The organism is Streptomyces sp. NPDC016677 (assembly GCF_055562815.1).
Genome location: NZ_JBVHEO010000002.1, coordinates 911,660 through 937,578 on the forward strand (window position 1 = coordinate 911,660; position 25,919 = coordinate 937,578).

17 protein-coding genes and 1 pseudogene are annotated in these 25,919 nt (G+C 74.7%); 11 read left to right on the forward strand and 7 right to left on the reverse strand.

From position 1 onward, the window contains the following. Nucleotides 1-125 precede the first annotated feature (125 nt). Nucleotides 126-1,232, forward strand: coding sequence for a DUF3048 domain-containing protein (locus ACZ3IG_RS09380; RefSeq protein WP_467430393.1), 1,107 nt, complete (start codon nt 126-128; stop codon nt 1,230-1,232). A 9-nt stretch (nt 1,233-1,241) separates the two neighbouring features. Here ACZ3IG_RS09380 and ACZ3IG_RS09385 read toward each other — a convergent pair whose 3' ends face one another. After that, nucleotides 1,242-1,706: a MarR family winged helix-turn-helix transcriptional regulator gene (locus ACZ3IG_RS09385; RefSeq protein ID WP_467430395.1), complete on the reverse strand. Its 465-nt coding sequence runs from the start codon at nt 1,704-1,706 to the stop codon at nt 1,242-1,244. Nucleotides 1,707-1,914: 208 nt separating this feature from the next. On the opposite strand from ACZ3IG_RS09385, the gene pcaH reads away from it, so the two are divergent. The 4 genes from pcaH to pcaDC are packed head-to-tail and all read left to right on the forward strand — an operon-like array spanning nt 1,915 to nt 5,752. Continuing rightward, nucleotides 1,915-2,688, forward strand: a complete 774-nt coding sequence (gene pcaH / locus ACZ3IG_RS09390) for a protocatechuate 3,4-dioxygenase subunit beta (protein ID WP_467430582.1) — start codon at nt 1,915-1,917, stop codon at nt 2,686-2,688. A 6-nt stretch (nt 2,689-2,694) separates the two neighbouring features. Continuing rightward, entirely contained in the window at nt 2,695-3,300 is a 606-nt protein-coding gene (gene pcaG / locus ACZ3IG_RS09395) for a protocatechuate 3,4-dioxygenase subunit alpha (protein WP_467430398.1), read from the forward strand. After that, nucleotides 3,297-4,640 (forward strand): 3-carboxy-cis,cis-muconate cycloisomerase, encoded by a 1,344-nt coding sequence (gene pcaB, locus ACZ3IG_RS09400; RefSeq protein WP_467430400.1) that lies wholly within the window; start codon nt 3,297-3,299, stop codon nt 4,638-4,640. The genes pcaG and pcaB overlap by 4 nt, the downstream gene beginning before the upstream one ends. Further along, complete coding sequence (gene pcaDC / locus ACZ3IG_RS09405) at nt 4,637-5,752, forward strand: bifunctional 3-oxoadipate enol-lactonase/4-carboxymuconolactone decarboxylase PcaDC (protein ID WP_467430402.1); 1,116 nt, start codon at nt 4,637-4,639, stop codon at nt 5,750-5,752. The genes pcaB and pcaDC overlap by 4 nt, the downstream gene beginning before the upstream one ends. On the opposite strand, the gene ACZ3IG_RS09410 is transcribed toward pcaDC, so the two are convergent. From ACZ3IG_RS09410 to ACZ3IG_RS09425, 4 genes are all read right to left on the reverse strand, one after another. Next, on the reverse strand, nt 5,749-6,654 hold the full coding sequence (locus ACZ3IG_RS09410) for a hypothetical protein (protein WP_467430403.1): 906 nt from the start codon (nt 6,652-6,654) through the stop codon (nt 5,749-5,751). The genes pcaDC and ACZ3IG_RS09410 overlap by 4 nt on opposite strands. A 2-nt stretch (nt 6,655-6,656) precedes the next feature. After that, nucleotides 6,657-8,420 (reverse strand): sulfite reductase subunit alpha, encoded by a 1,764-nt coding sequence (locus ACZ3IG_RS09415; RefSeq protein WP_467430405.1) that lies wholly within the window; start codon nt 8,418-8,420, stop codon nt 6,657-6,659. Beyond that, nucleotides 8,417-13,924, reverse strand: coding sequence for a glutamate synthase-related protein (locus ACZ3IG_RS09420; RefSeq protein ID WP_467430407.1), 5,508 nt, complete (start codon nt 13,922-13,924; stop codon nt 8,417-8,419). The genes ACZ3IG_RS09415 and ACZ3IG_RS09420 overlap by 4 nt, the downstream gene beginning before the upstream one ends. A 217-nt stretch (nt 13,925-14,141) precedes the next feature. Beyond that, complete coding sequence (locus ACZ3IG_RS09425) at nt 14,142-16,820, reverse strand: ATP-binding protein (RefSeq protein WP_467430408.1); 2,679 nt, start codon at nt 16,818-16,820, stop codon at nt 14,142-14,144. Nucleotides 16,821-17,091: 271 nt separating this feature from the next. Between ACZ3IG_RS09425 and ACZ3IG_RS09430 the strand changes: the two are divergent. Next, nucleotides 17,092-17,211, forward strand: a pseudogene (locus ACZ3IG_RS09430) (DUF2510 domain-containing protein); the annotation flags it as partial. 321 nt (nt 17,212-17,532) lie between these two features. Beyond that, nucleotides 17,533-18,447, forward strand: a complete 915-nt coding sequence (locus tag ACZ3IG_RS09435; RefSeq protein ID WP_467430583.1) for a hypothetical protein — start codon at nt 17,533-17,535, stop codon at nt 18,445-18,447. A gap of 174 nt (nt 18,448-18,621) precedes the next feature. On the opposite strand, the gene ACZ3IG_RS09440 is transcribed toward ACZ3IG_RS09435, so the two are convergent. Next, nucleotides 18,622-19,236, reverse strand: a complete 615-nt coding sequence (locus ACZ3IG_RS09440; RefSeq protein ID WP_467430409.1) for a TetR/AcrR family transcriptional regulator — start codon at nt 19,234-19,236, stop codon at nt 18,622-18,624. Between the two features lie 249 nt (nt 19,237-19,485). Between ACZ3IG_RS09440 and ACZ3IG_RS09445 the strand changes: the two genes are divergently transcribed. Together ACZ3IG_RS09445 and ACZ3IG_RS09450 are read left to right on the forward strand one after the other, a co-directional pair. Then, nucleotides 19,486-20,295 carry a phosphatase PAP2 family protein gene (locus ACZ3IG_RS09445; protein ID WP_467430411.1) on the forward strand — a complete coding sequence of 270 codons (810 nt, stop codon included), beginning with the start codon at nt 19,486-19,488 and terminating at the stop codon, nt 20,293-20,295. Continuing rightward, a complete protein-coding gene (locus ACZ3IG_RS09450) occupies nt 20,292-21,410 on the forward strand; it encodes a DMT family protein (protein WP_467430412.1) in 1,119 nt (372 codons plus the stop codon). Before ACZ3IG_RS09445 ends, ACZ3IG_RS09450 begins: the two co-directional genes overlap by 4 nt. 21 nt (nt 21,411-21,431) lie before the next feature. Here ACZ3IG_RS09450 and ACZ3IG_RS09455 read toward each other — a convergent pair whose 3' ends face one another. Then, the gene (locus ACZ3IG_RS09455) at nt 21,432-23,486 is read right to left on the reverse strand and encodes a phosphocholine-specific phospholipase C (protein WP_467430415.1); all 2,055 of its coding nucleotides are present in this window, start codon (nt 23,484-23,486) and stop codon (nt 21,432-21,434) included. Nucleotides 23,487-23,645: 159 nt separating this feature from the next. On the opposite strand from ACZ3IG_RS09455, the gene ACZ3IG_RS09460 reads away from it, so the two are divergent. Next, nucleotides 23,646-24,941, forward strand: a complete 1,296-nt coding sequence (locus ACZ3IG_RS09460; protein ID WP_467430417.1) for an MFS transporter — start codon at nt 23,646-23,648, stop codon at nt 24,939-24,941. 104 nt (nt 24,942-25,045) lie between these two features. After that, nucleotides 25,046-25,918 (forward strand): alpha/beta fold hydrolase, encoded by an 873-nt coding sequence (locus ACZ3IG_RS09465; RefSeq protein ID WP_467430419.1) that lies wholly within the window; start codon nt 25,046-25,048, stop codon nt 25,916-25,918. The last annotated feature ends 1 nt before the right edge of the window (nt 25,919 follow it).

Sequence of the window (25,919 nt, forward strand, 5' to 3'; positions counted from 1 at the left end):
GGCGCCCGGGTACCCGGGGCCCCCCTCCCGAACCGCCACGCTGGTCCGATCAGCCGATCGAAGGAGCATTGTCATAAGAAGTCGGGTATGGCAACAAATGCGCTAAGAGGCGCACAATCAGTGACGTGGAAGGTGGACGGGTGGTCGGGGTGCGACGAGGCGGGCGAAGAGGGACGGGACAGCGCGGGGCGCGGGCACGGGGCGGCGCGCCGCGGGCCACGCTGACCGCGGCGGTGGCGGCGGCGCTGCTGGCGGCGGGCTGTGCGGCGGGGCCGGGGCCGGCACCGGACGACGACGGGCGCGGATCCGCGCCGCGACCGTCACGGAGCGCCGAGGCCGCCACGTCCGCCCCGCCGGCCGCGCGGACGACCTCCCCGCCGCCCGGGAAGCCGGCCTCACCGCGGGCGCCGCTGGAAGCGGCCTCCCCGCTGGCCGTGAAGATCGACAACGTGCGTGCCGCCCGCCCCCACACGGGACTGGAGGCGGCGGACGTCGTCTATGTGGAGCCGGTCGAGGGCGGCCTGAGCCGGCTGATGGCCCTGTACGCGACGAAGCTGCCGTCGGCCGTCGGCCCCGTGCGCAGCGCCCGCGAGTCCGATCTGGAGCTGCTGCGCCAGTTCGACCGGCCGACGCTCGCCTTCTCCGGTGCCCAGCGCAAGCTACTGCCGCGCATCGACAGCGCGCCGCTGCGGGCGGAGCAGCCCGGCGAGACGTCCGGCGCCTGGGTCCGCGACCTCGGCCGGCCGGCCCCGCACAACCTCTATCTGCGCCCCGGCCGCCTGATGTCCTCGGCCCCGGGCGACACGGCCCTGACCACCGGGTTCCGGTACGGTGCGGCCCCCTCGGGCGGCCGGCCCGAAAGCGCGCGCACGGTGCGCTACCCGGCGGCGCGCTTCACGTTCACCTGGTCGAGGGAGCGCGACCGCTGGCTGCTCGGCATGGACGGCGCCCCGGCCGTCACGTCCGGCGGCAAGCGGCTGGCGCCCGCGACGGTCGTCGTGCAGTACGTAAAGGTACGGGAGTCCGAGCTGCACGACTCCCGGGGCAACCACTCGCCGTACGTGGAGACGGTCGGTTCCGGCCGGGCCGACGTACTGCGCGACGGGCGGACCCACAGCGCCACCTGGCGGCGGGGCTCGGCCACGGACGGTACGGCGTTCACCGCGTCGGACGGCTCGCCGGTGCGGTTCGCCGAGGGGCAGGTGTGGGTGGTGTTCGCGCGGGCGTCCTGAGCGGGCGGTTCAGCGCGGGGCCGCCAGGGGCTCGCCGGGGTCGCGCAGTCCCTCGGCGGCGTCCGCGACCCGCTGGATCAGCCGGAAGAAGAGTTCCCGCTCCTCCCCGGTCAGCGGGGCCAGGAACACCTGGTTCATCCGGGCCGTGCGCACGGTGAGCCTGCGGTGGGTGCGCGTCCCCTCGTCCGTGGGGCGGAGCAGCGCGCGGCGGCCGTCCTGCGGGTCGCGCACCTTGTCGATCAGCCCGCGGCGGCTGAGCCTGCTGATCACCTCGGCGATGGTGGACCGGTCGAGCCCCACCCGCTCCCCCACCGTGCGCTGGTCCAGGCCCGGCTGAGCGACCAGCGCGTTGAGGACCGCGAACTGCGGCGAGGTGATCTCCTCGGAGACCATCGCGTTCCACAGCAGGTAGTGCGCCTGCTGGAGCCGCCGGGCCAGATGCCCGGGATGGGTGGTCAAGTCCACCGCGGCCATGTGCGCTCCCGTGTTCGTATTTGTCGGTGCACTGAACGATACCCCCTCATCGATGCCCGAGTACGTCACACAAACAGCCCGTGAACTGGGTCTTGACGACTCTCCCGGTCGATGGCAGCGTGTGGGAAACCTCGCCGAAATACTCAGTGCCCTGACTAATTCTGGCTCGGGCGCCTGACAGGGACGGTCTTCCATGACTTCGCCTTCCATCACTCTCACCCAGCACGGCATAGACGCGGAGATGGCCGCCGAGCGCGCCGCCTACGAGAAGCGGCTCGCCGACGGCGGACCGGTCGAGCACCACCCTCGGCGCGGCTACGCCCCGTACCGGTCCTCGCTGCTGCGCCACCCGAAACAGCCGCCGATCGCCATCGACGTCACGAAGGACCCGGAGCTGGTGGAGCTGTCCTCCCCGGCCTTCGGCGAGCGCGACCTGACCGCCGTCGACAACGACCTCACCATCCAGCACCCGGGTGAGCCGGTCGGCGAGCGCATCACCGTCTCCGGCCGGCTGCTGGACCGCGACGGGCGCCCGGTCCGCGGCCAGCTCGTCGAGATCTGGCAGGCCAACTCGGCCGGCCGCTACGCCCACCAGCGCGAGCAGCACGACGCGCCGCTCGACCCGAACTTCACCGGCGCCGGCCGCACGATCACCGACGACGACGGCTGCTACCGCTTCACCACCATCCAGCCGGGCCCCTACCCGTGGCGCAACCACGTCAACGCCTGGCGTCCGGCGCACATCCACTTCTCGCTCTTCGGGTCGGCGTTCACCCAGCGGCTGGTGACGCAGATGTACTTCCCGAACGACCCGCTGTTCCCGTACGACCCGATCCTGCAGTCGGTGACGGACGACGCCGCCCGGCAGCGGCTGGTGGCGACGTACGACCACAGCCTGTCCGTGCCGGAGTTCTCGCTCGGCTACCACTGGGACATCGTGCTCGACGGCCCGTGTGCCACCTGGATCGAAGAAGGGCGCTGACCTGCCATGACGAAGACCGACGCCAGCAGCCCCCAGAACGTGCTGCCCACGCCGTCGCACACCGTCGGCCCGTTCTACGGGTACGCGCTGCCGTTCCGCGGCGGGGAGGACATCGCCCCGCTCGGGCACCCGGAGACCGTCACCGTGCACGGGTACGTGCTGGACGGCGAGGGCGAGCCGCTGCCCGACGCGCTCGTGGAGGTGTGGGGCCCGGACCCGGACGGGAACGTCCCGACGGCCGACGGCTCGATGCGCCGGGACCCGGCCACCGGGACGTACCTCGGGCGCAACGGCGTGGAGTTCACCGGCTGGGGCCGCGTCCAGACCGACGCCGACGGGCACTGGTACGCGCGGACGCTGCGGCCGGGGGCGCGCGGGCGGAACGCGCCGTACCTGAGCGTGTGCGTCTTCGCGCGGGGTCTGCTGGTCCACTTGTTCACGCGGATCTACCTGCCGGGCGACGAGGCCGCGCTCGCCGCCGACCCGCTGCTGTCCCGGGTGCCGGCGGACCGTCGCGACACGCTGATCGCGGCCGAGGAGCGGCCGGGCACGTACCGTTTCGACATCCGCCTTCAGGGCGAGGGCGAGACGGTCTTCCTGGAGTACAAGTGACCTCTGCCGACGCCGGAACCGACACCGACACCGGCCTGCTCGCCCCCGGGTGGGCCGGCTCCCCGGCCGCCGGCGCGACGGGCGACCGGGCGTACCTGCGGGCGCTGCTCGACGCCGAGGCCGCCCTGACCCGCGCCCAGGCCGCGCTGGGCCTCGCCCCGGCGGGGGCGGCGACGGCGGTCACCGAGGCCGCCGACCCGGACCGCTTCGACCTGGCGTCGATCGCCGGGCGGGCGCGCGGCGGCGGCAACCCGGTCATTCCCCTGGTCGCGGATCTGACGAAGGCGGTCGGCCAGGAGTACGGCCCGTACGTGCACCGGGGCGCCACCAGCCAGGACATCCTGGACACGGCGGCGATGCTGGTCGCCGCCCGCACCCTGGACCTGGTCCTGACCGACCTCGCCCGCACCGAACGGGCGCTGGCGCGGCTCGCCGCCGAGCACCGGGACACCCCGCTGCCGGGGCGGACGCTCACCCAGCACGCCGTGCCGACGACGTTCGGGCTGAAGGCGGCCGGGTGGCGGTCGCTGGTGCTGGACGCGCGGGACCGGATCACGGCGGTGCGCGGGGCGCTGCCCGTCCAGCTCGGCGGTGCCGCCGGGACGCTGGCCGCCTTCGCCGCGTACGGCGCCCAGGACCCGCTCGCGCTGCCGGGCGCGTACGCCCGTGAACTGGGCCTGGCCGATCCCGCGTTGCCGTGGCACACGCTGCGTACGCCGGTCGCCGATCTCGCCGGGTGCCTGGCGACGGCCGCCGGGGCGCTGGGCAAGCTCGCGGCGGACGTGCTGGTCCTCGGCCGTACCGAGACCGGCGAGGTGGCCGAGGGCAGCGGCGGCGGGTCCTCCGCGATGCCGCACAAGGCCAACCCGGTGCGGTCCACGCTGATCGCGGCGGCGGCCCGGCGGGCGCCGGGGCTCGCGGCGGTGCTCTACGGCTCGCTCGCCGCCGAGGACGAGCGGCCCGCCGGGGCCTGGCACGCCGAGTGGGAGCCGCTGCGCGACCTGCTGCGGCTGACCGGCGGCGCCGCCCGGGACGCCGCCGACCTCACCGAGGGGCTGCGGGTGGACCCGGCGGCCATGCGCGCCCACCTGGAGCTGACCCACGGGCTGATCGTCTCCGAGCGGCTCTCCGCCGAACTGGCGCCGGTGCTGGGCCGGTCCCGGGCGAAGGCGCTGCTCACCGACGTGGCCAAGCGCACCTACACCGAAGGCCGCAGCCTGGATGAACTCCTGGCGGAGGTGCCGGAGTTGCAGGACATCGACCTCGCCGCCCTGACCGATCCCGCCCGTTACACCGGCAGCGCCGCTGCCCTCACCGACCGCGCACTGGAGCGACGTTGACCCTGCTGAACCACCGTACGGAAGGCCCCGCCACCGCTCCCCCGCTGCTGCTCGGGCCCTCGCTCGGCACCTCGTACGCCCTGTGGGACCAGGTGGCGCCCGAGCTGTCCATCACCCGCCGGGTGGTCCGCTGGGACCTGCCGGGGCACGGCGGCTCGGCCGCGGACCTGATCTCCGCCGGGGCGACCGTCGGGGAGCTGGCCGCGCTGGTGCTGGCGCTCGCCGACTCGCTCGGCGTGCGGCGGTTCGCGTACGCGGGGGTGTCGCTGGGCGGCGCGGTCGGGCTGCACCTGGCCGTGCACCACCCCGAGCGGCTCACCTCGCTGGCCGTGATCTGCTCCTCGGCGCACTTCAACGGCGCCGGGCCGTGGCGGGAGCGGGCGGAACGGGTCCGCCGGGAAGGGCTGGCGGACCTCGCCGCGGGCGCGGACGCCCGGTGGTTCACGCCCGGGTTCACCGTGCCGGAGCTGGTACGGGACCACCGGGAGGCCGATCCGGCGGCGTACGCGGCCTGCTGCGACGCGCTGGCCGCGTTCGACATCCGGGACCGGCTGGCGGAGATCACCGTGCCCACGCTGCTGATCGCCGGGCGCGACGACCCGGCGACGCCCCCCGCCCATCTGCGGGAGATCGCCGACGCGGTGGCGGGGTCGACGCTGGTGGAGATCCCGGGCGCCTCGCACCTGGCGCCCGCCGAGCGTCCCGAGGCGGTGCTGACCGCGCTGCGCGGACATCTCGACGGGGGTGCCGGGCGGGGCATGGCGGTGCGGCGGGAGGTGCTCGGCGACGCGCACGTGGACCGGGCGCAGTCCCGGCAGACGCCGTTCACGGCCCGGTTCCAGGACTTCATCTCGCGCTACGCCTGGGGCGAGATCTGGACCGACCAGACCCTCTCGCGCCGCGAGCGCAGCATGATCACGATGACCGCGCTGGTCGCGCACGGCCACTACGAGGAGCTGGCCATGCACGTCCGGGCGGCGCGGCGCAACGGGCTGACGCCGGACGAGATCGGCGCGGTACTGCTCCAGACGGCCGTGTACTGCGGGGTGCCGGCGGCGAACTCGGCGTTCGCGACGGCGCAGCGGGTGCTGGCCGAGGAGGAGGGGTTCTAACCCGGCAGGGACGCCGTGAGGTGTTCCCACGCCCGGTGGACGTCCTCGCCGACCATCCCGAACTGCGTGAACACCGCGACGCACCGCCCGTCCTCGTCGTCGAGTTCGAGGGCCGAGGTCGGGCCGTGCGCCGCCGTGGCGCGGACCAGGCGGCAGGCCGCGACGCCCGCGAGGTCGATCTCCACCGAGCTGTCCTCGATCGCCGCGAACACCCGGCCGCCGACGGTCCGGTCGGTGACGTGGACGCGTCCGCCGCACGCCTGCATCGCCGAGGGGCCGAACACCGCGGCCCCGACCGGCAGTCCGACGGAGCGGACGTGGTCGAGCACGGCGGGTACGACGCCGGCGTCGACGGCCCGGTGTACGCCCCGGTACCGGGCGAACGCCCCGCGCCGGGCGACGCCCCCGTCCGTGAGGATCGCGTCGAGCTGGGCGAGCTGGTCGCCGTTCTCCCAGGCCGGCACCTCGGGCGGCACGGACCGGCCGGCCGCCGTCGTCCCCGCCTCGACGGTGCCGGCGAGCTGCGCCAGCAGCCGGTCCCCCTCGGACAGCAGCCGCCCCTCGTGCACCGTGCGCCCGGCCGCGTCGGACAGGCGCAGGGCGACGGTGCCACCCTCCCCGTCCCGTGCGAGCACGGCCGAGGCGACCCGGTCGGCGTCCAGGCGCAGCGCGATCGAGCCGGGACGGACGGCGAAGGCGTCGCCGCGCCGGCTCGGTACGGCGTAACCGCCGGCCTGCTCGATCCGCGCGACCGGCCCTCCGGTGACCGCCTGCACGTACTGGAAGAGCGTCAGGCACCGGGCCAGCTCCGGCATCCGCGCGTCGATCAGCCGCACGCTGGTGTCGCGCCGGGCGCAGCGCGCGTGGAAGGCGCAGCCGTCGTGGGGTTCCGGCTCCGGCATGCTCAGTACACGTCCCGTACGTAGCGCTTGGCCCGCCGCAGGTCGGCGAGGTACGCCGCGGCGTCGTCCTCGCCGCGGCCGCGCTGCTCGGCGACGATGTCCAGCAGGGCCGCCTCGACGTCCTTGGCCATGCGGGAGGCGTCGCCGCAGACGTACACGTGGGCGCCGTCCTCCAGCCACGCGTACAGCGCGCGCGACCGCTCCCGCATCCGTGTCTGCACGTAGACCTTCTCGGCCTGGTCGCGGGAGAAGGCGAGGTCCAGTTCGGTGAGGACGCCGCGCTCGCGCAGGGCGGTCAGCTCGTCCTCGTAGGCGAAGTCGGTGGCGCGGTGCTGGTCGCCGAAGAACAGCCAGTTGCGTCCGGCGGCGCCGCGGGCCGCGCGCTCGTGCAGGAAGCCGCGGAAGGGGGCGATGCCCGTGCCGGGGCCGATCATGACCATCGGGGCGTCGTCGTCGGCGGGGACGCCGAAGGAGGCGTTCGGCTGGAGGAAGACGCCGACGGGGGTGGTCTCGTCGGTCCGGTGCGCGAGGTAGGTCGACGCGACGCCCTCGTACCGGCGCAGCGCGGTGGCGTAGCGGACGGAGGCGACGGTGAGGTGGACGCTGCCGGGGTGGGCGAGCGGGCTCGACGAGATCGAGTACTGCCGTGGCTGCAACGGCCGCAGGAACGGCAGGAGTTCGTCGAGGCCCGGGGCGGCGGCCCCGGCGTCCCGGAGCAGGTCGAGGATGTCCCGGCCCCAGAGCCAGGAGTCGAGGTCGGCGCGGTCGCCGTGGGCGACGACGGCGGCGAGGTCGCTGGTCGGGGCGCGTTCGGCGAGGTGGGCGATGAGGTCCCTGGACGGGGTGCGGATCTCGCGTCCGGTGCGCAGCACCTCGGCGAGCGGCCGTCCGTCGACGTCCTCGTCGCCGGTGGCGCCGAGGTGTTCCAGGAGGGTGCCGACGAGCACGTCGTCGTTGACGGGGACGACGGCGAGCGCGTCGCCGGCCTGGTAGGTGATGCCGCTGTCGCCGAGGTCGAACTCGTAGTGCCGGATCTCCTTGGCGCTGCCCGGTGCGGACAGGAGCCGGTTGACGGCGAGGCGGGCGGGGTAGGGGTTGCGCTTGTTCCAGGCGGAGCGGGCCGGGGCGGCCGGTGCGGGGGCGGGTCGCGCCGCCGCCGGGCCGCTCGCACCGGTCGTGCCGGTCTGCGCGGCGACGCGGTCCAGGACGGCGGCCGTCCACGCCGCCGCGGGTTCCTCGAAGTCGACGTCGCAGTCGACGCGGTCGTGCAGCCGGGTGGCCCCGAGCTGTTCCAGACGGGTGTCGATGACCTTGGCGGCCTGGCAGAAGTCGTCGTAGCCGCGGTCGCCGAGCCCGAGCACCGCGTAGCGCAGCGTTTCCAGGCGCGGTGCGGTGTCGGCCTGGAGCGCCTCCCAGAACAGTGCGGCGTTGTCGGGCATCTCGCCCTCGCCGTACGTCGAGGTGACGACGAGGACGTGGGACATGGCGGCGAGCCGCTCGGGCGTGACCGCGTCCAGGGCCGCGGCGGTCCCGCCGAGGCCGCGGGCGCGGGCCCCGGCGACGAGTTCGCCGGCGAGGGCCTCGGCGTTGCCGGTCTGGGTGCCGAACAGGACGTCGACGGTGACCGCCGGGGTGCCGGCCGCCGCGGTGTCGCGGCGGCCGGCCGCCGCGATGCCGGCGAGGAACCCGGCGAGCCAGGACTCCTGCTGGGCGGAGAACGGCGCGTCGGCCGGGATGAGGGTGCCGGTGGGGGGCAGGAGGGTCATGCGGTCACCGCCTCGGTGGGGGGCTGCGGGGCGCGGCGGGCGGCGAGGTCGTCCAGTGCCGCGCCCGCGAGCAGTTCGTCGAACCGGGCGGCGCGCAGGCGGCCGGCGTTCTTCAGGGTCTGGTGGATGATCCAGCCGTAGGTGCCGGGGGCATCCATGCTGAGGTTGTTGCGCAGGCCGAGCGCGCGCTTGTAGTCGTCGAGGCGCTTGGTCGCGACGAGGGTGGCGAGTTCGTCGTCGTCGAACCGTTCCAGCGTGCCGCGCAGGTATTTCACGACGCGCTGCTTGACGAAGAAGTCCTCGGTGAGCACCAGGTTGCGGACGGCCTCGGCGACCCGTGGATCGTCGGGGCCGGTGGCTCCGGGCACCCGCTGGAGCGCGAGGTCCTGGGCGACGCCGAGCACGGTGTACGACGACAGCAGCGCGAACATGTCGTCGCTGCCCTGGTCGCCGAAGGCCGGGGCCCGGCCGCCGAGCACGGTGCGGCGGTCGCGGTAGTCGACCTTGAACGCGCGGAGCTTGTCCGTCGCGATCGAGGTCGCCAGCTCGTCCAGCAGTTCGCCCCGGCCGGCGGCGGCGAGGATCTCGCCGGCGTCCTGGTAGAGGAGCAGCGCGCGGGGCATCCCGCAGTACACGTGCTCGCGTTCGCGGTCCCAGTCGGCCAGCAGCCGGGCGGCGAGCGGGGAGCCGGTGGCCTCCACGTGCCAGGCCAGGAGCAGCCGTACGGCCGCCTCGTGGAAGGCGCCGTGCGCGGTGTCGGTCACCGGGAAGACGAGGAGGGAGTCGGCGCTGACCCGGCCGGGCAGGTCGCCCGAGGGGTCGTACTGGTAGAGGAAGCCGCCGCTCATGCCGTTGCCGAGGCCCTTGCCGAAGCCGCCGAGGTTGAGGACGGTGCCGCCGGTCATGTACTCGCAGCCGAAGTCGCCGAGGCCCTCGACGACGGCGGTGGCGCCGGAGTTGCGCACGGCGAACCGGTCGCCGGCCTCGCCCTGCACGAAGGTCCGGCCGCCGGTCGCGCCGAACAGGGCGAAGTTCCCGACCAGGACGTTGCCGCCGCGCTCCGCGCTGCCGCCGCCCGGGGCGCGCACGACGATCCGGCCGCCGCTCTGGCTCTTGCCGACGCCGTCGTTGGCGGTGCCGGTGTGTTCGAGGGTGATGCCGTCGTTGCAGAAGACGCCGTAGGACTGTCCGGCGGAGCCGGTGGTGCGGACGTGGACGGCGCCGTCGGCCAGGCGGCGGCGGCCCCGGTCGTCGGTGGTGACCGCGGGCGCGTCCACGGCGGGCCGGTGGTTGAGCAGCCGCTCCACGTCGATGGAGAGCTGGCCGCCGACCGACTTGTCGCTGTTGCGCAGCCGGACGCCGTCGACGAGCAGGGACGGCTCACGCCGGTCGAACAGGGCGGTCCGGACGCGCTCGATGAGGGCGTCGTCGGTGGTGAAGTCCTTCTCCAGGTACTCCGGGTCCGGCACGGTCTTCTCGGGGACGCGGGCCAGCAGCCGGCGGACGTCGAGGCGGCCGACGCTCGCCGGGTGGTCGAGGAGCTGGAGCAGGTCGGTGCGCCCCCGGGCCTCGCGCAGGGACCGCAGTCCGAGCCGGGCGAGGATCTGCCGGACGTCGTGGGCGATGTTGAGCAGGTACTGCGCCAGCGCGCGCGGGTCGCCCTCGAACGCCTCGGCGTTGGTGGTGAGCCCGGCCGGGCACTTCACGTTGCAGTTCTTCGCCATGACGCAGCCGAGCATCATCAGCGCGGTCGTGCCGAACTCGAAGCTGTCCGCGCCGAGCAGCGCCGAGGTGACGACGTCGCCGCCGGTCTGGTGCGCGCCGGAGCAGCGCAGGACGACCTTCTGCCGCAGGCCGTTGGCGAGGAGCGCCTGGTGCACCTCGGCGACGCCGATCTCCGCCGACCGTCCCGCGTACTTGAGGCTGGTGACGGCCGCGGCGCCGGTGCCGCCGGTGTTGCCGGCGACGTTGATGACGTCCGCGCCGGCCTTGGCGACGCCGACCGCGATGGTGCCGATGCCCTCCGAGGAGACCAGCTTCACGATCACCCGGACCCGGGCGGCCTTGCAGTCGTGGATGAGCTGCGCGAGGTCCTCGATCGAGTACGTGTCGTGGTGCGGGGGCGGCGAGATCAGCTCGATGCCGGGGGTGCCGCCGCGCGCCGCGGCGATGTCGACGGTGACCTTCGGGGCGGGCAGCTGACCGCCCTCGCCGGGCTTGGCGCCCTGGCCGATCTTGATCTCCAGTTCCTCCAGCATCGGGTCGGCGAGGTAGCCCGCCCAGATGCCGAACCGGCCGGACGCGAACTGCTTGATGCGGGAGCCGCGGACGGTGCCGTACCGGGAGTGGTGCTCGCCGCCCTCGCCGCTGTTGGACAGCGCGCCGACCATGTTGGCGCCGTGCGCGACGGCCTCGTGCGCGGTCGCGACCAGCGCGCCGTGGCTCATGGCGCCGGAGGCCAGGGACCGGGTGATCTCGTGCGCGGGCTGCACCTCGTCCAGCGGCACGCTCTCGGGTGCCTCGTCGAGGAGGGCGAGGAGGCGGGCGACGGGGCCGGTGGCGGTGACCGTGACGCCGTCGGCGGTCACGTCGAGGGTCTCGACCGCCCCCAGGTGCGCGAGCCCCTCGGCCAGGGCGGTGTGCCGGTCGGTGCCCGGGGCGGTGAGGCGCAGCCGGAAGGCGGCGGGGCCGGTGGCGGTCACGGTCACCCCGCGGGCGGTGATGCCGGCGTTGCCGTCGGTGGAGAAGCGTCCCAGCTCGCGGGCGAAGTCCTCGGCCGTACGCAGCCCGGTGACGTCGGCGGGCAGCGCGAGGACGTCACGGAGGGCGGACGGGCGCCGGGAGCGTTCCTCGTGGGTGGTCCGCAGGAAGGCGCGGTACCCGGGGGTGATCCGGAACGCGTCGATCTCGGCGTCGCTGAGCGCGTCGTACCCGGTGTTGCGGTACGCGGCGTCGGTGATGCCGAACGCGTCGTCGAGCTGGCCGAGGGTGAGCAGCCGCAGGGCGTCCGGGTCGTCCTCGCGCCCGAAGGCGGGCGGCTCCTCGGTCATGGAGCCGAAGCCGCGCACGGCGTGGACGCCGAAGGAGTGCCCGGCCCCGTCGGACCGCTCCTTGAACAGCCCGAGCAGCGGGATCTGCTGCTCGCTCCGCACGGTCCTGGCCCGCTCGTGCCAGTCGGTCGCGGCCTGTGCGATCCGGGCGAACCCGACACCCCCGACCGGTGACTCCAGGTGCGGGAAGACGCGCGCGAAGACGTCGTCGCGGGTGTCGAGGTAGTTGGGCTCGAAGAACTCGCCGCCGATGTAGCTCTCGGCGGTGCACAGCCCGACCCGGCCCATGGTCTTGGCGAGGGACTTCTCGGCCGCCTTGCGGAACTTGGCCAGGGCCCGGTCGGTCTCGGTGATCTCGCCGGCGGGCGCCGGCGCGCTCGGGTACCGCTCCTCGGCGCGCAGCCGGGCGCTGAGGCTGTAGACCGCGGAGGCGCCGAAGCCGAGCGCGGTGGCGACGTGGTGCGAGGAGGCCAGCTGGCCGCTCTCGACGACGAGCGAGGCCCGCAGCCGCAGCCCGGTCTCGATCAGGCGCTGGTTGACCGCCGCGACGGCGAGGACGACGGGCAGCGGCGCCCGCGTGGAGGAGACCGCCCGGTCGGTGAGGAGGGCGATGCCGCCCTGGCCGGCGGCGAACCGCTCGACGTCGTCGCAGAGCCGTTCCAGGGCCGACCGCAGCGCGTCCGCGTTGGCGGCGGCGTCCCCGGGCACCGGCTCGTAGAGCATGGCGAAACGTTCCAGCGGAACGATCCGCTGGTCGCGCAGGCGGACCATGTCGAGGTGGCCGAGCACGGGCGAGGAGACCACGAGCTGCCGCCCGGCGGTCCCGCCCGACTCGCCGGTGCCGTCGGGCTTCGGGCCGAGCGCGACCCGCATGCTCATGCCGTCGGCCTCGCGGATGCTGTCCAGCGGCGGGTTGGTCACCTGGGCGAAGCGCTGCGAGAAGTACTTCGCCATGCCGCCCTCGGTGTCGCTGAGCGCGTTGATGGCGTTGCCGTAGCCCATCGCGGAGATCCGCTCCGACCCGTCGGCGAGCATCGGGTCGAGCATGAACCGGAAGCTCTCCTGGTTCAGCGACCAGGCCACGTACCGGCCCGCCAGGGACAGGTCGCCGTCGTAGCCGAGCGTGGTCGTGCCGCGGTAGTAGTCGGGCGCGGGCAGGTCGTCGAGGTGGACGCGGGCCGCGTCCAGCAGCTCGCTGTAGGGCCGGCGCGCGGCGAGGGCGTCGAGCACCTCCCGGGTGCGCAGGACGCGGCCGGCGCGGTGGTCCACGACGAGCATGCCGCCCGCCTCGATGCGGCCCCGGTGCACGACCTCCTCGTCGGGGAAGGCGACCTGGCCCGCCTCCGAGGCCACCATGAGGTACTCGGCGGTCTCCACGGTGCGCAGCGGGCGCAGGCCGAGCCGGTCCAGGCGGGCGCCGATCACGTCCCCGTCGCTGAAGATGACGGCCGCCGGACCGTCGTTCTTCTCCTCGTACAGCGAGAAGTACTCCAGCATGTCGCGGACGGCGGCGGGCAGGGTGCGGTCGTTCTCCCAGGCCGGCGGCATGAGCGTGACGACGGCCTCGACGAGGTCCAGGCCCTCGTCGAAGACCCGGCTCTGCAGGGTCTGGTCGAGGCGGCTGGAGTCGGACTGCCCCGGCGGGCGCACGATGGAGCGGGTGCGGGCGCGGGCGAGGGCCTCGTCGGTCAGGCGGTTCTTGCGGTCGGTGTTCAGCTCGCCGTTGTGCGCCATGAGGCGGAACGGCTGGGCCATCGTCGGGTGCGGTTCGGTGTTGGTGGAGAACCGGGTGTGGAAGTACAGGGAGCGCACGGAGTGCCGCGGGTCGCACAGGTCGCGGAAGTAGCCGATGACCTCGCCGGAGTTGAGGCGTCCCTTGAGCACCTGGGTCCGCGCGCTCAGCGACAGCGGGTAGAGCCCGGCGAAGGTGTCGCCGGCGTAGGCGACGGCCTCGATCGCGAGCAGGGCGCGGTGGGCGGCGGCGTCGACCTCGCGGCGCTCCCACCGCTCGGGGGCGCGGAACACCCACTGCACCAGGGGCAGCTGGTACCGCTCGGCGGCGGGCCGCGCGACGCTGTGGTCCACGGGGACGTCACGGACCAGCAGCAGCTCGAAGCCCTGCTCGGCGATGCTCCGGGCGACCAGGTCCGTCGCGGCGGCGCGGCGGCCGGCGTCGGTGGGCACGAAGCAGTTGGCGACGCCGAAGTGCCCGGCGCGCAGGGCCGTGCCGGTGAGCGCGGCGAAGAACTCGACCGACAGGTCGACGCTCACCCCCGCGCCGTCGCCGACGCCCTCGGCGGAGGTGCCGCCGCGGTGCGGGATGGCGCGGAGCGCCTCGTCGCCCTTGCGGATGACGTCGTGGCTCGGGGTGCCGTCGAGACGGGTGAGGAAGCCGACGCCGCAGTCGCTGTGGTCGCGGGCAGGGTCGTACAGACCGGTGGCGGTGTGGTTCAAGAGCGGTCCTGTGAGCGAGTGCCGGCTGGGGGTGCCTCCCGGGCCCTCGGGCGCCGGGGAGGAACGGCCAGGCTGCGTCGGTGGAGCGCTCGCCGCGGGCGGACCGGCACGACGGCCGGGTCCCTGAGTGGTACGTCTGCACGGTAAGGCGTGCCTAACCCCTACCGCAAGTGTGTGGCCTGCGGTTTTTCCGGACGGCTCGGCGTGCCCGGGGGCGTCAGGGTGTCCGGTCGGGTCCGGTGACGTCGCGCAGCGCCCGCTCCGCGCGCCGGGCCAGACCGTCCGCGCCGCAGTCGCGGGCCAGGGCCAGGCCCCGGTCCAGTTCGGCCGGGGAGCGGGCGGCGATGCCGTACTCGACCTGGGCCGCGGCGTGCTCGTAGCGGCAGGGCGAGGCCGCCAGGCGGGCGGCGGCCTGGGCGGCGAGGCCGACCGCGCGCCGTCCGGTCTCCAGCGCGGCGGCGCAGCGCAGGGCCTCCCCGACGGCGGTGTCCGTGCCGAACCGCTCGGCCTGCCGGCGGGCCTCGTCGGCCAGCCGGGCGGCGCGGGCGGGGTCCTCGCCGGCCAGCGCGCGGGCCAGGTCGACCGCCCAGGGGACCATCACCGGGTTGTGGTGGCCGCGGGCCGCGGCGGCCTTCTCGGCGGCCTCCAGTTCGTTGACGCCGTCCTTGGTGCGGCCGACCGCGAGCAGCAGGCGGCCACGGACCGAGCGCGGGTCGGGCAGCACGATCGTGGACGGGTACGGCGGCGCGAAGTCGTACTGCTCGGCGATCTCCCACGCCTCGTCGACATGACCGCGGGCGAGCAGGGTGTCGACCAGGTTGCACGTCGCCGACCAGTACAGCGGCAGGCCGCGGCCGACCCGCTCGGCCAGCCGCAGCGACTCGCGCAGGGACGCCTCGGCCTCGGGCAGCCGGCCGCGCCTGCGGTGGCCGAGACCGACGTAGGCGTGGGCGAGGGCGAGGTGACCGCCGCTCCAGCCGGCCGTCTCGTAGGCGCGCAGGGCCTCGGCGAAGAGGGCGTCGGCGCGGTCCAGGCGGTCGGTGCAGGCGTAGGCGCTGGCCAGCATCATCAGCAGTTCCAGGCCCCACTCGGTGTCGGTCCAGCCGAGTCCGGGGGCGAGGCGGCCGTCGACCAGGGCGCGGTCGCACAGCGCGGCGATCTCCTCGGCGCTCTCCCCGCGGGTCATGGCGTCGAAGGCGCGCAGGATGAGCAGGGCGCGCTCGGCGTTGTCCCGGCCGGTGCAGGTGGCGGCGAGGGCGGCCAGCCGCTCGGAGCGGCCCGGTACGACGGACTCGCCGGCGTGGATGCCCTCCCACATGTACTGGACGGCCTGGAGCCGCAGGCGGGCGGGGCCGTCGGGGTGCCGGGCGGCCTCGGTCTCGACGGTGCGGACCGCCTCCTCCAGCTGGTCGTTGTGGAGCAGCGCCTGGGAGAGGCGGACGACGGCGTCCACGCGTTCGTCGCCGTGCAGGCCGGGCATGCCGAGGGCCTCGCGGAGGTGGCCGACGGTGGTGGCGGGCGAGGTGAGCAGGGTGGCGCAGCCGAGTTCGTACAGCACGCGCGCGTGGGTCTCGGGCGGCGGGGGCTCCGCCAGGGCGCGCTCCAGGCAGTGGCGGGCGGCGTCGGGGGCGCCGACGGCGAGGTGTTCGCGGGCGGCCTCGCGGAGCTGCTCGACCAGTTCCTCGTCGTCGTCCGGATGGACCTGGAGGAGGTGGCGGGAGGCCGCCGCCGCGCCCAGGCCCAGGTCGGTGACGAGCCGGGCGGCGATGCCGTGCATGGCCCGGCGCAGCCCGTCCGGGATGGACTCGTAGACGGCGGTGGCTATCAGCGGGTGACGGAACTCCAGGGCGTCGTCGCCGGGGCCGGACGCGACGAGGATGCGGTCGTCGCGCAGGAGCCCGGCGCAGCGTGCGGCCTCGTCGCGGCTCATGGTGGTGAGCGCGGCGCACAGGGAGACGGTGATGCCGGTGCCGAGGACGGCCGCGGCCCAGGCGAACCGGTGGGCGTCGACGCCGAGTTCCTCCAGGCGGGCGATGAGGCCGACGCCGCGGCCGGCCTCGTTCAGGGCGCGCAGTTCGGCGGCGTTGGCCGCGACGGGTTCGAGGGCGCTGTCGCGGACCTTGGCGAGGAGTTCGACGGTGTCGTAGGGGTTGCCGCCGGTGACGGTCCACACCTCGCGGCAGAACGGGTCGTCGGCGCCGGCGCCCAGGGTGGCGCGGGTGAGCCCGGCCGCGGCCTCGTGGGTGAGCAGGCTCAGGGTGGTGACGGAGGCGTGCGCGAGGGCGGCGACCGTGTCCAGGTACCGGGCGCTGTCGCCGCCGCCGTCGCCGGGGCGGAAGGCGGTCACCACCAGGACGGGCAGTTCGCCGAGGTGTTCGGCGAACGCGGCGAGCCAGCGCAGGGTCTCCTGGTCGGCCCAGTGCAGGTCGTCGATGAGCAGGACCAGCGGCGGTGCGCCGTCGGCGAGCCGCCGTACGGTCTCGACCAGCCCGTCGCACACGCCCCGCGGGTCGGCCGGCCGTTCACCCGGACCGGCGGTGCCGAGGGCGGGGCCGACGATGTCGTACCAGTCGCCGAGGAGGTCGCGCGCCTCGTCGGGGTGGAGCGACAGGAGCGCGGGCTGGAGCAACTGCCGTACGACGTTGTACGGGACGGACCGCAGGGTCTCGCCGCCGCGCGCGTGCTGGACGGCGCAGCCGCGGGCCTCGGCGAGGCGGCGGGCGGTGGCCAGCAGGGCGGTCTTGCCGAGGCCGGCCTCGCCGCGGAAGACCAGCAGGGCTCCGGAGGACGAACGGTCCGCGCACAGGGCGTCGACCGCCCGGACGACGGCGGCGACCTCCTCGTCGCGCTCCCACAGAGCGGCCGGGGCGGCTGCCGTGGGCCTTGCCTCCGTCATCCCGCTACCTCCCCGAGTCGCCCGAATGACGTACCGACTCCGAGCCTAGCCGCCCCGACCGCGCGACGCCGTGTGGTCGTTACGGGTCTTGCCCTACCGGGCGACTTCGTGTACGGGGAGGGCGCTGCCGTGGGCCCCTGGGCGTCAATCGCCGCCGTACGCTGGGGATTTCGGGGCGGTACGGGGGTGGCGGCGCCGGGCGCGGGCAGGGCGGCGGGAAATGCCCCCTCCCTCTCATACGACTTTCACCGACGCCTCATACGGTGGGGACATGACGCAGGAGACTCCTCCCGGGTGGTATCCGGACCCCGGGCAGACAAGTGACGGTCCCGCCACCGAGCGCTGGTGGGACGGCAGGGCGTGGACGGACCGGATCCGTCCCGCGGGGGGTCCCCCGGAACAGCCGCCGGCGGACGGCGCGCGGCGGGCGACGGAGCCGGAGGGGCCGGAGGGGCCGGAGGGGCCGGCGAATTCGGCGGATTCGGATTCGGATTCGGCGGATTCGGCGAGAGCAGTGGGACTGGCGAAGCCCGCGGTGGCGGGGGACGCGGTCGCCGGGCGGCCGGACACGGCCGCCGCCGTCCCGGGAGAACCCACCCCCGAAGAGCCCGCCCTCGCAGAACCCGCCTTGGCGGAACCCGGCACCGGACAGCCCACGCAGGCCGGCCCCGGACAGCCGGCGGCAGCCGGCGTCGGGCCCGGGCAGCCGCCCGTGGCCGGCACCGCGACCGCGCCGGGGCAGCCGCCCGTGCCCGGTCCCGTCCCCGGGTATCCGGCGCCGCCGGCCTACGCGGCGTACCCCCCGCACCCGGGGTACCCGGCGCAGCCGCCGCCCCCGCGGCGGAGCGGTCTGCGGACGGGGATAGCCGTGGCCGTCACGGCGGCCGTGCTGGCGAGCATCGGCGTCGGCGTGTACGCGCTGGCCGGTGACGGCGACGGGAACGGTGACGACCGTGCCGTCTCGCAGCAGCGGAGCCCCGGCGGGCAGGACGGCGAGGGCCTGCCGGACAGCCCGTTCGGCGATTCGGGCGGCGGCTCCGGCGGCGGCGACGGCGAGTCGCCCGCGCCGCGGGGCTCCGAGGCCCCCCGGATCGAGAGCGGCTCGGTGCCGGACGCGGTCAGCGGGATCAGCCTGCCCGTCCCGGACGGCTGGTACGGCCAGGAACTGACGGTCGGCGCCCAGGTCTCCTCGAACGAGTCCTACGAGTGCCCCGGCGACAGCTCCTCCTCCTGCACCAAGGGCGGCGCCTACTCGGCGCCGGCGATGGTGCTGGGCACCGAGGGCTCCACCGCCGAGGAGGTCGCGAAGGCGGACATCTCGGCCAACGCGGAGGAGTCCTACGGCGGCGACAGCTACGGCTCGATCACCTCTCACGACGTGCTGTCCTCGAAGGCGGTCACCGTGGCCGGGCAGAAGGGCTACCAGGTCCGCTGGAAGGCCGTCACGAGCAAGGGCTCCGACGGCTACGTCCAGTCGCTGGCCTTCCCCTCGCCGGCCAACCCGCAGCAGATCGTCGTCGTGCGGTTCGGCGTCGACGTCAGCGAGGAGCAGTCCGTCATCGACGAGATCGCCGAGGGCATCGAGGTGTCGACGTCGGGCGGCACGGGCAGCGGCCAGGACGTCTGACCGGACCGCCGGCCCGTCCGGTCCCGGACCGGCCCGTACGGGCTGTCGGCCGGGTGGAACGCCCTTCCGCTCGAAGGGCGCCCCACCCGGCCGGGGGGTGCGCGCCGCCCCCGTCCCCACGGTGCGGCGCGAGCAGGCCACCGTCCAGTCATCCCACGGACGGTGACCTGGGTCTCAGGTCAGGCCCAGCACGGGGAGCACCGCGGCCTCCACGAAGCGGACGAGGTACTCCGCGTCGGCGTACTCCCCTTCCATCACCGGCCGGACGCGCAGCACGCCGAACATCTGGACCGGCACGAACTCCAGCGCGGGATGACCCGCGGCCACCTCGCCCCGTTCGACGCCGCGGCGCAGGATCTCGCGCAGGGCGGCGATCTCCGGTTCGACCAGCGCCTCGCGCAGCGCCAGTTTGAGCTCCGGGTCCTCCACGACGGCGTGGCCGAGCGCCTGGAGCAGCCGGGTGTCCTCGCCGGACCAGGCGCCCGCCGCCCGGGCCGCCAGCCGCAGGTCCTCGGCGAGCGACCCGGTGTCGATGCCCTCGAAGCGCACCCTCCGGCGCGACCGCAGAGCCGCCGCGACGAACTGCGGCTTGGTCTTCCACTGCCGGTAGAGCGTGGACTTGCTGCACCGGGTGCTGGCGGCGATGCCCTCCATGGTCACGGCGTCGTAGCCGCACTCCCGGATCCGGTCGACGACGGCGTCGAGGAACTCCTGCTCGCGCTCGGGCGTGAGTTTGGAGCGGCGCGAGGTGCCGACCGTCTCCGGTCGGTCCGCGGCCTGCGACGTCATGGTGCTGCTCCTCTTGCCTTGTCTCCGGCATCCGGTCCGGGGTTCCGCCCCAGCGTTCCGATACGCCAGTGTACCGGTACCCGAGCGTACCGATACTCCATCGTATCGGTACACTGGCGTATCGGAACGAACCCGTATCGATCAAACGAATCCGTGCTGATGAGGCGTACCCACCCGGTGCCCGCACATCCGTGGCGGTACGGGCCGCCAGAACACCGCACGCACCACCGTCAGCGAAGGGGCCGGGGGATGAACGCCCGCAGCGAGCCTGCAGAAGCGGAGCCGGACGCACCGGCCAGGCCACCCCTGGTCCGGGAGCTCCTGCTCGTGGCCGGACTCTTCCTCGTCTACAAACTCGGCCGGCGCCTGGCGACCGGCCACACCGGCGAGGCGTTCCGCAACGCCCACCACGTGTGGGACCTGGAGCGGTGGCTGCGCCTGCCCGGCGAGGGCGGCGTCCAGTCGCTGCTGCTGCACGGCGACGCCCTCGTGCGCGTGGCGAACACCTACTACGCGACCGTGCACTTCCCGGCCACCGCCGCGTTCCTCCTGTGGCTCTACCTGCGCCGGCCCCGGCACTACGTGTGGGCCCGCCGGGTCCTGGCCGCGCTGACCGGCGCGGCGCTGGTACTGCACCTGACGTTCCCGCTCGCGCCGCCGCGGATGCTGGGGGCGGCGGGCCTGGTGGACACGGCGCGCGTCTACGGGCCGTCGGTCTACGGCCCGCCGCGCACGGACACGCTGTCGAACCAGTTCGCGGCGATGCCGTCACTGCACTTCGGCTGGGCCCTGATGGTGGCGATCGGGCTGATCGTCGCCACCCGGTCCCGCTGGCGGTGGCTGTGGCTGCTGCACCCGCTGCTGACACTGCTGGTGATCGTGGGCACCGCGAACCACTACTGGCTGGACGTCATGGTGGCGTCGGCGCTGCTCGGGCTGGCCCTGGCGGTGATCCGCCTGCCGCACCGCCGGCCGGCCGGGACGACCGGCGGACGGCCCAGGCTGCGGGTTCGTCCGCAGCCGGTCGAACGGCGCCGGCTGGTGGGGGCGGGCCGATGAGCGCCGCCCTCGTCGCCGTCGTCCTCTCCCTGGTCTCCGCCGTCGCCTACGCGGCCGCGGCCGTCGCCCAGGAGCGGCTGGCCACCCGCCGTCCGGGCACGGGCGTACTGCGGCTGCTGGGCAGCGGGGCGTGGTGGTGGTCGGTGGCGCTGAACGCGTCGGCCGCGCTGCTGCACGTCGGCGCACTGCGGTACGGCCCGCTCACCGTCGTCCAGCCGCTGGGCGCGCTCACCCTGGTCGCGGCGGTGCCCATGGGGGCGCGGCTGGCGGGGCGGCGGGTCGGCGCGGCCGAGTGGCGGGGCACCGGGCTGACCCTGCTCGGGCTCGGCGCGCTGCTGGTCACGGCGTCCGGCCCGGCCCCCGACGATGTGCTGAGCGTCCCGGAGGCGGTGGCGGTGGCGGGCGTGACGGCGGTGCTGATCGGGGCGCTGGCCCGACCCGGCGCGCGGCCCGGCCTGCGGCACGCGAGTGCGTCCGGCGTCGCCTCCGGGGTCGCCTCGGCGCTGACCCAGACCGTCACGGTCGCCGCCACGGACGGCACCGGACCGCTGCTCGGCGTCCAGGTGATCGGCGTGGCGGTCCTGGTCGCGGCCTTCGCGACCGGCGGCCTGCTGCTGTCGCAGACGGCGTACCGGGGCGGCCTGGGCGCTCCGCTGGCGGTGGTGACCCTGGCCAACCCGGTGGCCGCCGCGGCGATCGGCGTGGCCCTCCTCGGCGAGCGCCTGCGGGGCGGCCCGCCCGGCGTCCTGCTGACCCTGACCGGAGCGGCCCTGGCCGCCTGGGGCGTCCTCGTCCTGACCCGGGCCGCTCCGGGCCCGCTGCGAAGGGCGCCGGAATCGTCCCCGGCACTCCTGCGAACGGCCCCCGAACCGTCCCCCACACGCCCGCGAACGGCCCCCGAACCCTCCCCGGCCGCCGGCCAAGCCGCCCCTCTCCCGGCGCCGGACGGCCCGGACCCGGCGCGGATCCGGCCCCCGGCCCCCATCGCCGCGACACCGCCCCGCCAGGCACCGTCCCGCCAGGCACCGCCGCGGCAGGCACCGCCCCGCCAGGCACCGCCCCGGCAGGCGTCGCCGCGGCAGCGCCCGGACGCCGGGCAGCTCACGCCCCTGTAGCCGGCCCGGGTCTCCGGACGGTCACTCGCCGCCGATCGCCGGGTCGCTCACGCCCGCCCGGCCGTTCTCGACGTGGCCGGCGAAGCGGCGCAGGAACGACGGGTCGGCCTCGGAGGTGACCGTCAGGTCGTACCAGCGGCGGCCGGCCGTGAGGTCGACGGTGTGCCGGACGGTGGCTCCGGGGCGCACGGTGAGGGTCCGGCCGCGCCCGCCGTAGGCGTTGGCCAGCTTCAGCCGGACCGTTCCGGAGCCCCGGTTGGTGAGGGTCAGCTCGATGTCGTCGCGGACGTGACGGGCCGTGACCTCGGGGCCGGCGGTCCCGGCCCGCTGCCGGAAGACGCGCAGGAAGCCGTTGGGACCGTGCACGGTCAGGTCGTGGGCGCCGCCCGAGTACGCCCCGTTCCAGGTGTCGGAGACGCGCTTGCCGGCCTCGGTGGTGTACGTCCAGGGGCCGTCGGTGCGGTTGCCGGAGGTGACGAGGAAGGCGGCGCCCGCCTGGGCACCGGAGGCGAAGGTGAGGCTGAGGGTGCCGGCGGCCGGGTCGGCCGAGGCGTCCACCAGCGGGGCGTACCGCAGCGGGCGGGCCGGACGCAGACCGCGCTCCTGCCGGGGCATGCCGGGTTCCGCCGGGGGCGTGGGACGGTAGTCGGGGTGCCGGTCGCGGTCCTGGGGCTCGTAGGCGTCGGTGTCGGGCAGGCGGGCGGGGCGGCTGTCCTTGCGGGAGAAGTCGAAGGCCGAGGTCAGGTCGCCGCAGATCGCGCGCCGCCACGGGGAGATCTGCGGCTCGCGGACACCGAAGCGGCGCTCCATGAAACGCAGGATCGAGGTGTGGTCGAACGTTTCGGAGCAGACGTAACCGCCCTTGCTCCAGGGGGAGACGACCAGCATCGGGACGCGCGGGCCGAGCCCGTAGAAGCCCTCGGCGTAGCGCGAGCTGCCCGGGAAGACGTCCAGCGAGACGTCGGCCGTCGAGCGGCCCTGCGCGTCGGACCTCGGCGGCAGCGGCGGCACCAGGTGGTCGAAGAAGCCGTCGTTCTCGTCGTAGGTGATGAACAGGGCCGTCTTCGCCCACACCTCGGGGTTGGAGGTGAGCGCGTCCAGGACCTGGGAGATGTACCAGGCGCCGTAGTTCGAGGGCCAGTTGGAGTGCTCGGAGAAGGCCTCGGGCGCGGCGATCCAGGAGATCTGCGGCAGCTTGTCCGCCTTCACGTCGGCGCGCAGCAGGTCGAAGTAGCCGTCGCCGTTCGCCGCGTCGGTGCCGGTGCGGGCCTTGTCGTACCAGGGGTCGCCCGGCTTCGCGTCGCGGTACTTGTTGAAGTAGAGCAGGGAGTTGTCGCCGTAGTTGCCGCGGTAGGCGTCGGAGATCCAGCCCCAGGAACCGGCGGCGTCCAGGCCGTCGCCGATGTCCTGGTAGACCTTCCAGGAGATCCCGGCCGCCTCCAGGCGCTCGGGGTACGTCGTCCAGTCGTAGCCGAGTTCGTCGTTGCCGAGGACCGGGCCGCCGCCCTTGCCGTCGTTGCCGGTGTGGCCCGACCACATGTAGTAGCGGTTGGGGTCGGTGGAGCCGATGAACGAGCAGTGGTAGGCGTCGCAGACGGTGAACGCGTCGGCGAGGGCGTAGTGGAAGGGGATGTCCTCGCGGGTCAGGTACGCCATCGTGGTCGTGCCCTTGGCGGGCACCCAGCGGTCGTACTTGCCGTCGCGGTACGCCTCCTGGCCGTCGGGCCAGCTGTGCGGCAGGCCCTCCAGGAACTGCATGCCGAGGTCGTCGGCGTCCGGGCGGAAGGGCAGCACCTCGGTGCCGTCGGCCGTGGTCTGGTGCCACACCGACTTGCCGCTGTCCAGGGTGACCGGGTGCGGGTCGCCGAAGCCCCGGACGCCGCGCAGGCTGCCGAAGTAGTGGTCGAAGGAACGGTTCTCCTGCATCAGGACGACGATGTGCTCGACGTCCTCGATCGATCCGGTCCGGTGGTTGGCCGGGAGCGCCGCGGCCCGCTGGATGCTCGCGGAGAGCGCGCTGAACGCCGTGGTGGCGCCCGCGATCTGGAGGAATCGGCGCCTGTTGACTTCGGCCATGGGGTGGTGTGCCTCTCGCCTCGGGGGTGTGGGGCGGGTCCGGTGACGGCGGGCCGCGCGCGAGGAGTGTTCCAGGAGCACCGAACGTGCGGGAAGGGTCGGATGGCGTTCATGTGAAGGTCGCCGGTACGCGGGGTGTGAGGGCCCCGTCCAGCGGGGATGGTCGCGATCATGACAGGCATGCACACGGTCCCCCCGCCGACCCGTCGTCCCCTGCGCCAGCTCCTCGCCGCCTCCGTGGGCAACGCGGTGGAGTGGTACGACTGGTACGCCTACACCTTCCTCGCCACCTACATCGCGGGCCAGATCTTCCCCAAGGGCGCGGACAGTTCGCTGGTGCCGCTGCTGTCGACGTTCGCGGTGTTCGCCGTGGGCTTCTTCATGCGCCCGGTCGGCGGACTGCTGATGGGCGCGGTGGCCGACCGGCACGGCCGCCGGGCGGCCCTGACGGTCACCATCCTGCTGATGGGCGGCAGCAGTCTGCTGGTCGGCCTGACCCCGACCTACGCGGCGGCGGGCGTCCTCGCCCCGGTGATCCTGGTGCTGGCCCGGCTGCTCCAGGGCCTTTCGGTGGGCGGCGAGTTCGCGGCGTCGACGACCTTCCTGGTGGAGTCGGCGGGGCCGGGACGCCGCGGCCTGTTCTCCAGCTTCCAGTACGTCTCGACGACCGCCGGGCAGCTCCTCGCCTCGGGGATCTCGGCCCTGCTGGTGAACGTCCTCGGCGAGGCGAGCATGGACGGCTGGGGCTGGCGCGTGCCGTTCGTCCTCGGGGCCGTGTTCAGCCTGGCCGGGTTCTGGATCCGGCGGGGCGCCGAGGAGACCCGCAGCGCGGAGCAGGCGCGGGCGCCGCGCCCCGGGCTGTTCGAGGCGCTGCGCCGCCATCCGCGCCAGTCCCTCCTCATCGGCGGCATCACCGCGGGCGGCACCCTCGCCTACTACACCTGGACCTCGTACCTGCCGACGTACGCCGAACTCAACGCCGGCGTCACCAAGTCCGACGCGCTGCTGGCCGGCACGGTCTCGCTGGCCTTCTTCGCCCTGCTCCAGCCGGTGGGCGGGATGCTGTCGGACCGGTTCGGGCGCCGTCCCCTCCTCCTCTTCTTCGGCCTCGGCTTCGCCCTGCTCAGCGTGCCCCTGCTGCACGCCCTGCGGGACTCGTTCGCCGTCCTGCTGCTGGTGCAGTGCGCCGGGATGGTCCTGCTCACCGGCTTCACCTCGATCAGCGCGGCCGTCAACGCCGAGCTCTTCCCGCCCCGGGTGCGGGCGGCCGGCATCGGCTTCCCCTACTCGCTGACGGTCGCGCTGTTCGGCGGCACGGCCCCGTACGTCGGCACGCTCTTCAAGGAGCTGGGGCACGCCGGGATCTTCCCGTGGTACGTCGCCGCGCTGTGCCTGCTCTCCTCGCTGGTGTACCTGCGGCTGCCGGAGACCGCCCACCGGGAGCTGGAGCGCTGACCGGCCGGGACGGTCGGCCCACGGACCGGGCGGCCGCGTCGGCCATCCCCGCCCCGCCCGGGCAGGACGTACAGTGGGGCCGGCCTCCGTACCGACAGCAGAGAGTGAGCCGGCAGATGCAGCCGACGTTCGTACTGGTGCACGGCGCGTTCGCGAACTCCTTCTCCTTCGCGCCGCTCCAGGCCGAACTCGGTCTCCTCGGACACCGTTCGGTCGCCGTCGACCTGCCCGGCCACGGCTTCGGCGCGACGTTTCCGGGCGCCTACCAGGCGCCGCAGGACCCGGAAGGTCTCGCCACCGCGCCCGGCGCGATCAAAGGGGTCACGCTCGCCGACAATGTCGCCCACCTGACCGGCGTCCTGGAGCGGGCCAAGGAGAACGGCCCGGTCGTCCTCGTCGCGCACAGCCGCGGCGGCATCACGGCCACCGCCGCGGCCAACGCCCGGCCGGACCTGATCGACCGCCTCGTCTACGTCGCCGCCTGGTGCCCGGTCGACCTCGACGTCGGCGACTACTACGCCGAGCCGGAGATGGCCACGGTCGACACCGCCTCACTGGCCCTGGCGGCGGCCGGGAACCCGGCTGAACTCGGCCTGCTGCGCGTCAACTTCCGCACCGCCGACCCCAAGGCCCTCGCGGCGCTCAAGGCGGCCTTCCTCGCCGACGGCACCGACGCGGAGTTCCTGGCCTTCCTGAACACCTTCCAGCCCGACGAGAACCTCGACGTCGGCACCTCCGCCGACCGGGCGCGGGCCGAGACCTGGGGCCGCGTGCCGAGGACGTTCGTACGCCTGACCCACGACGCCGGCATGCCCCTCGCCATGCAGGACCGGCTGATCCGCGAGAGCGACGCGCTGACGCCGGACAACCCGTCCGACGTCCGCACCCTGGAGAGCAGCCACCTGCGCTGGCTGATCCGCCCGGCACCGGCGGCCCGGGTCCTGGCGGAACTGGCCGCGCTCCCCGCGGGAAGCTGAG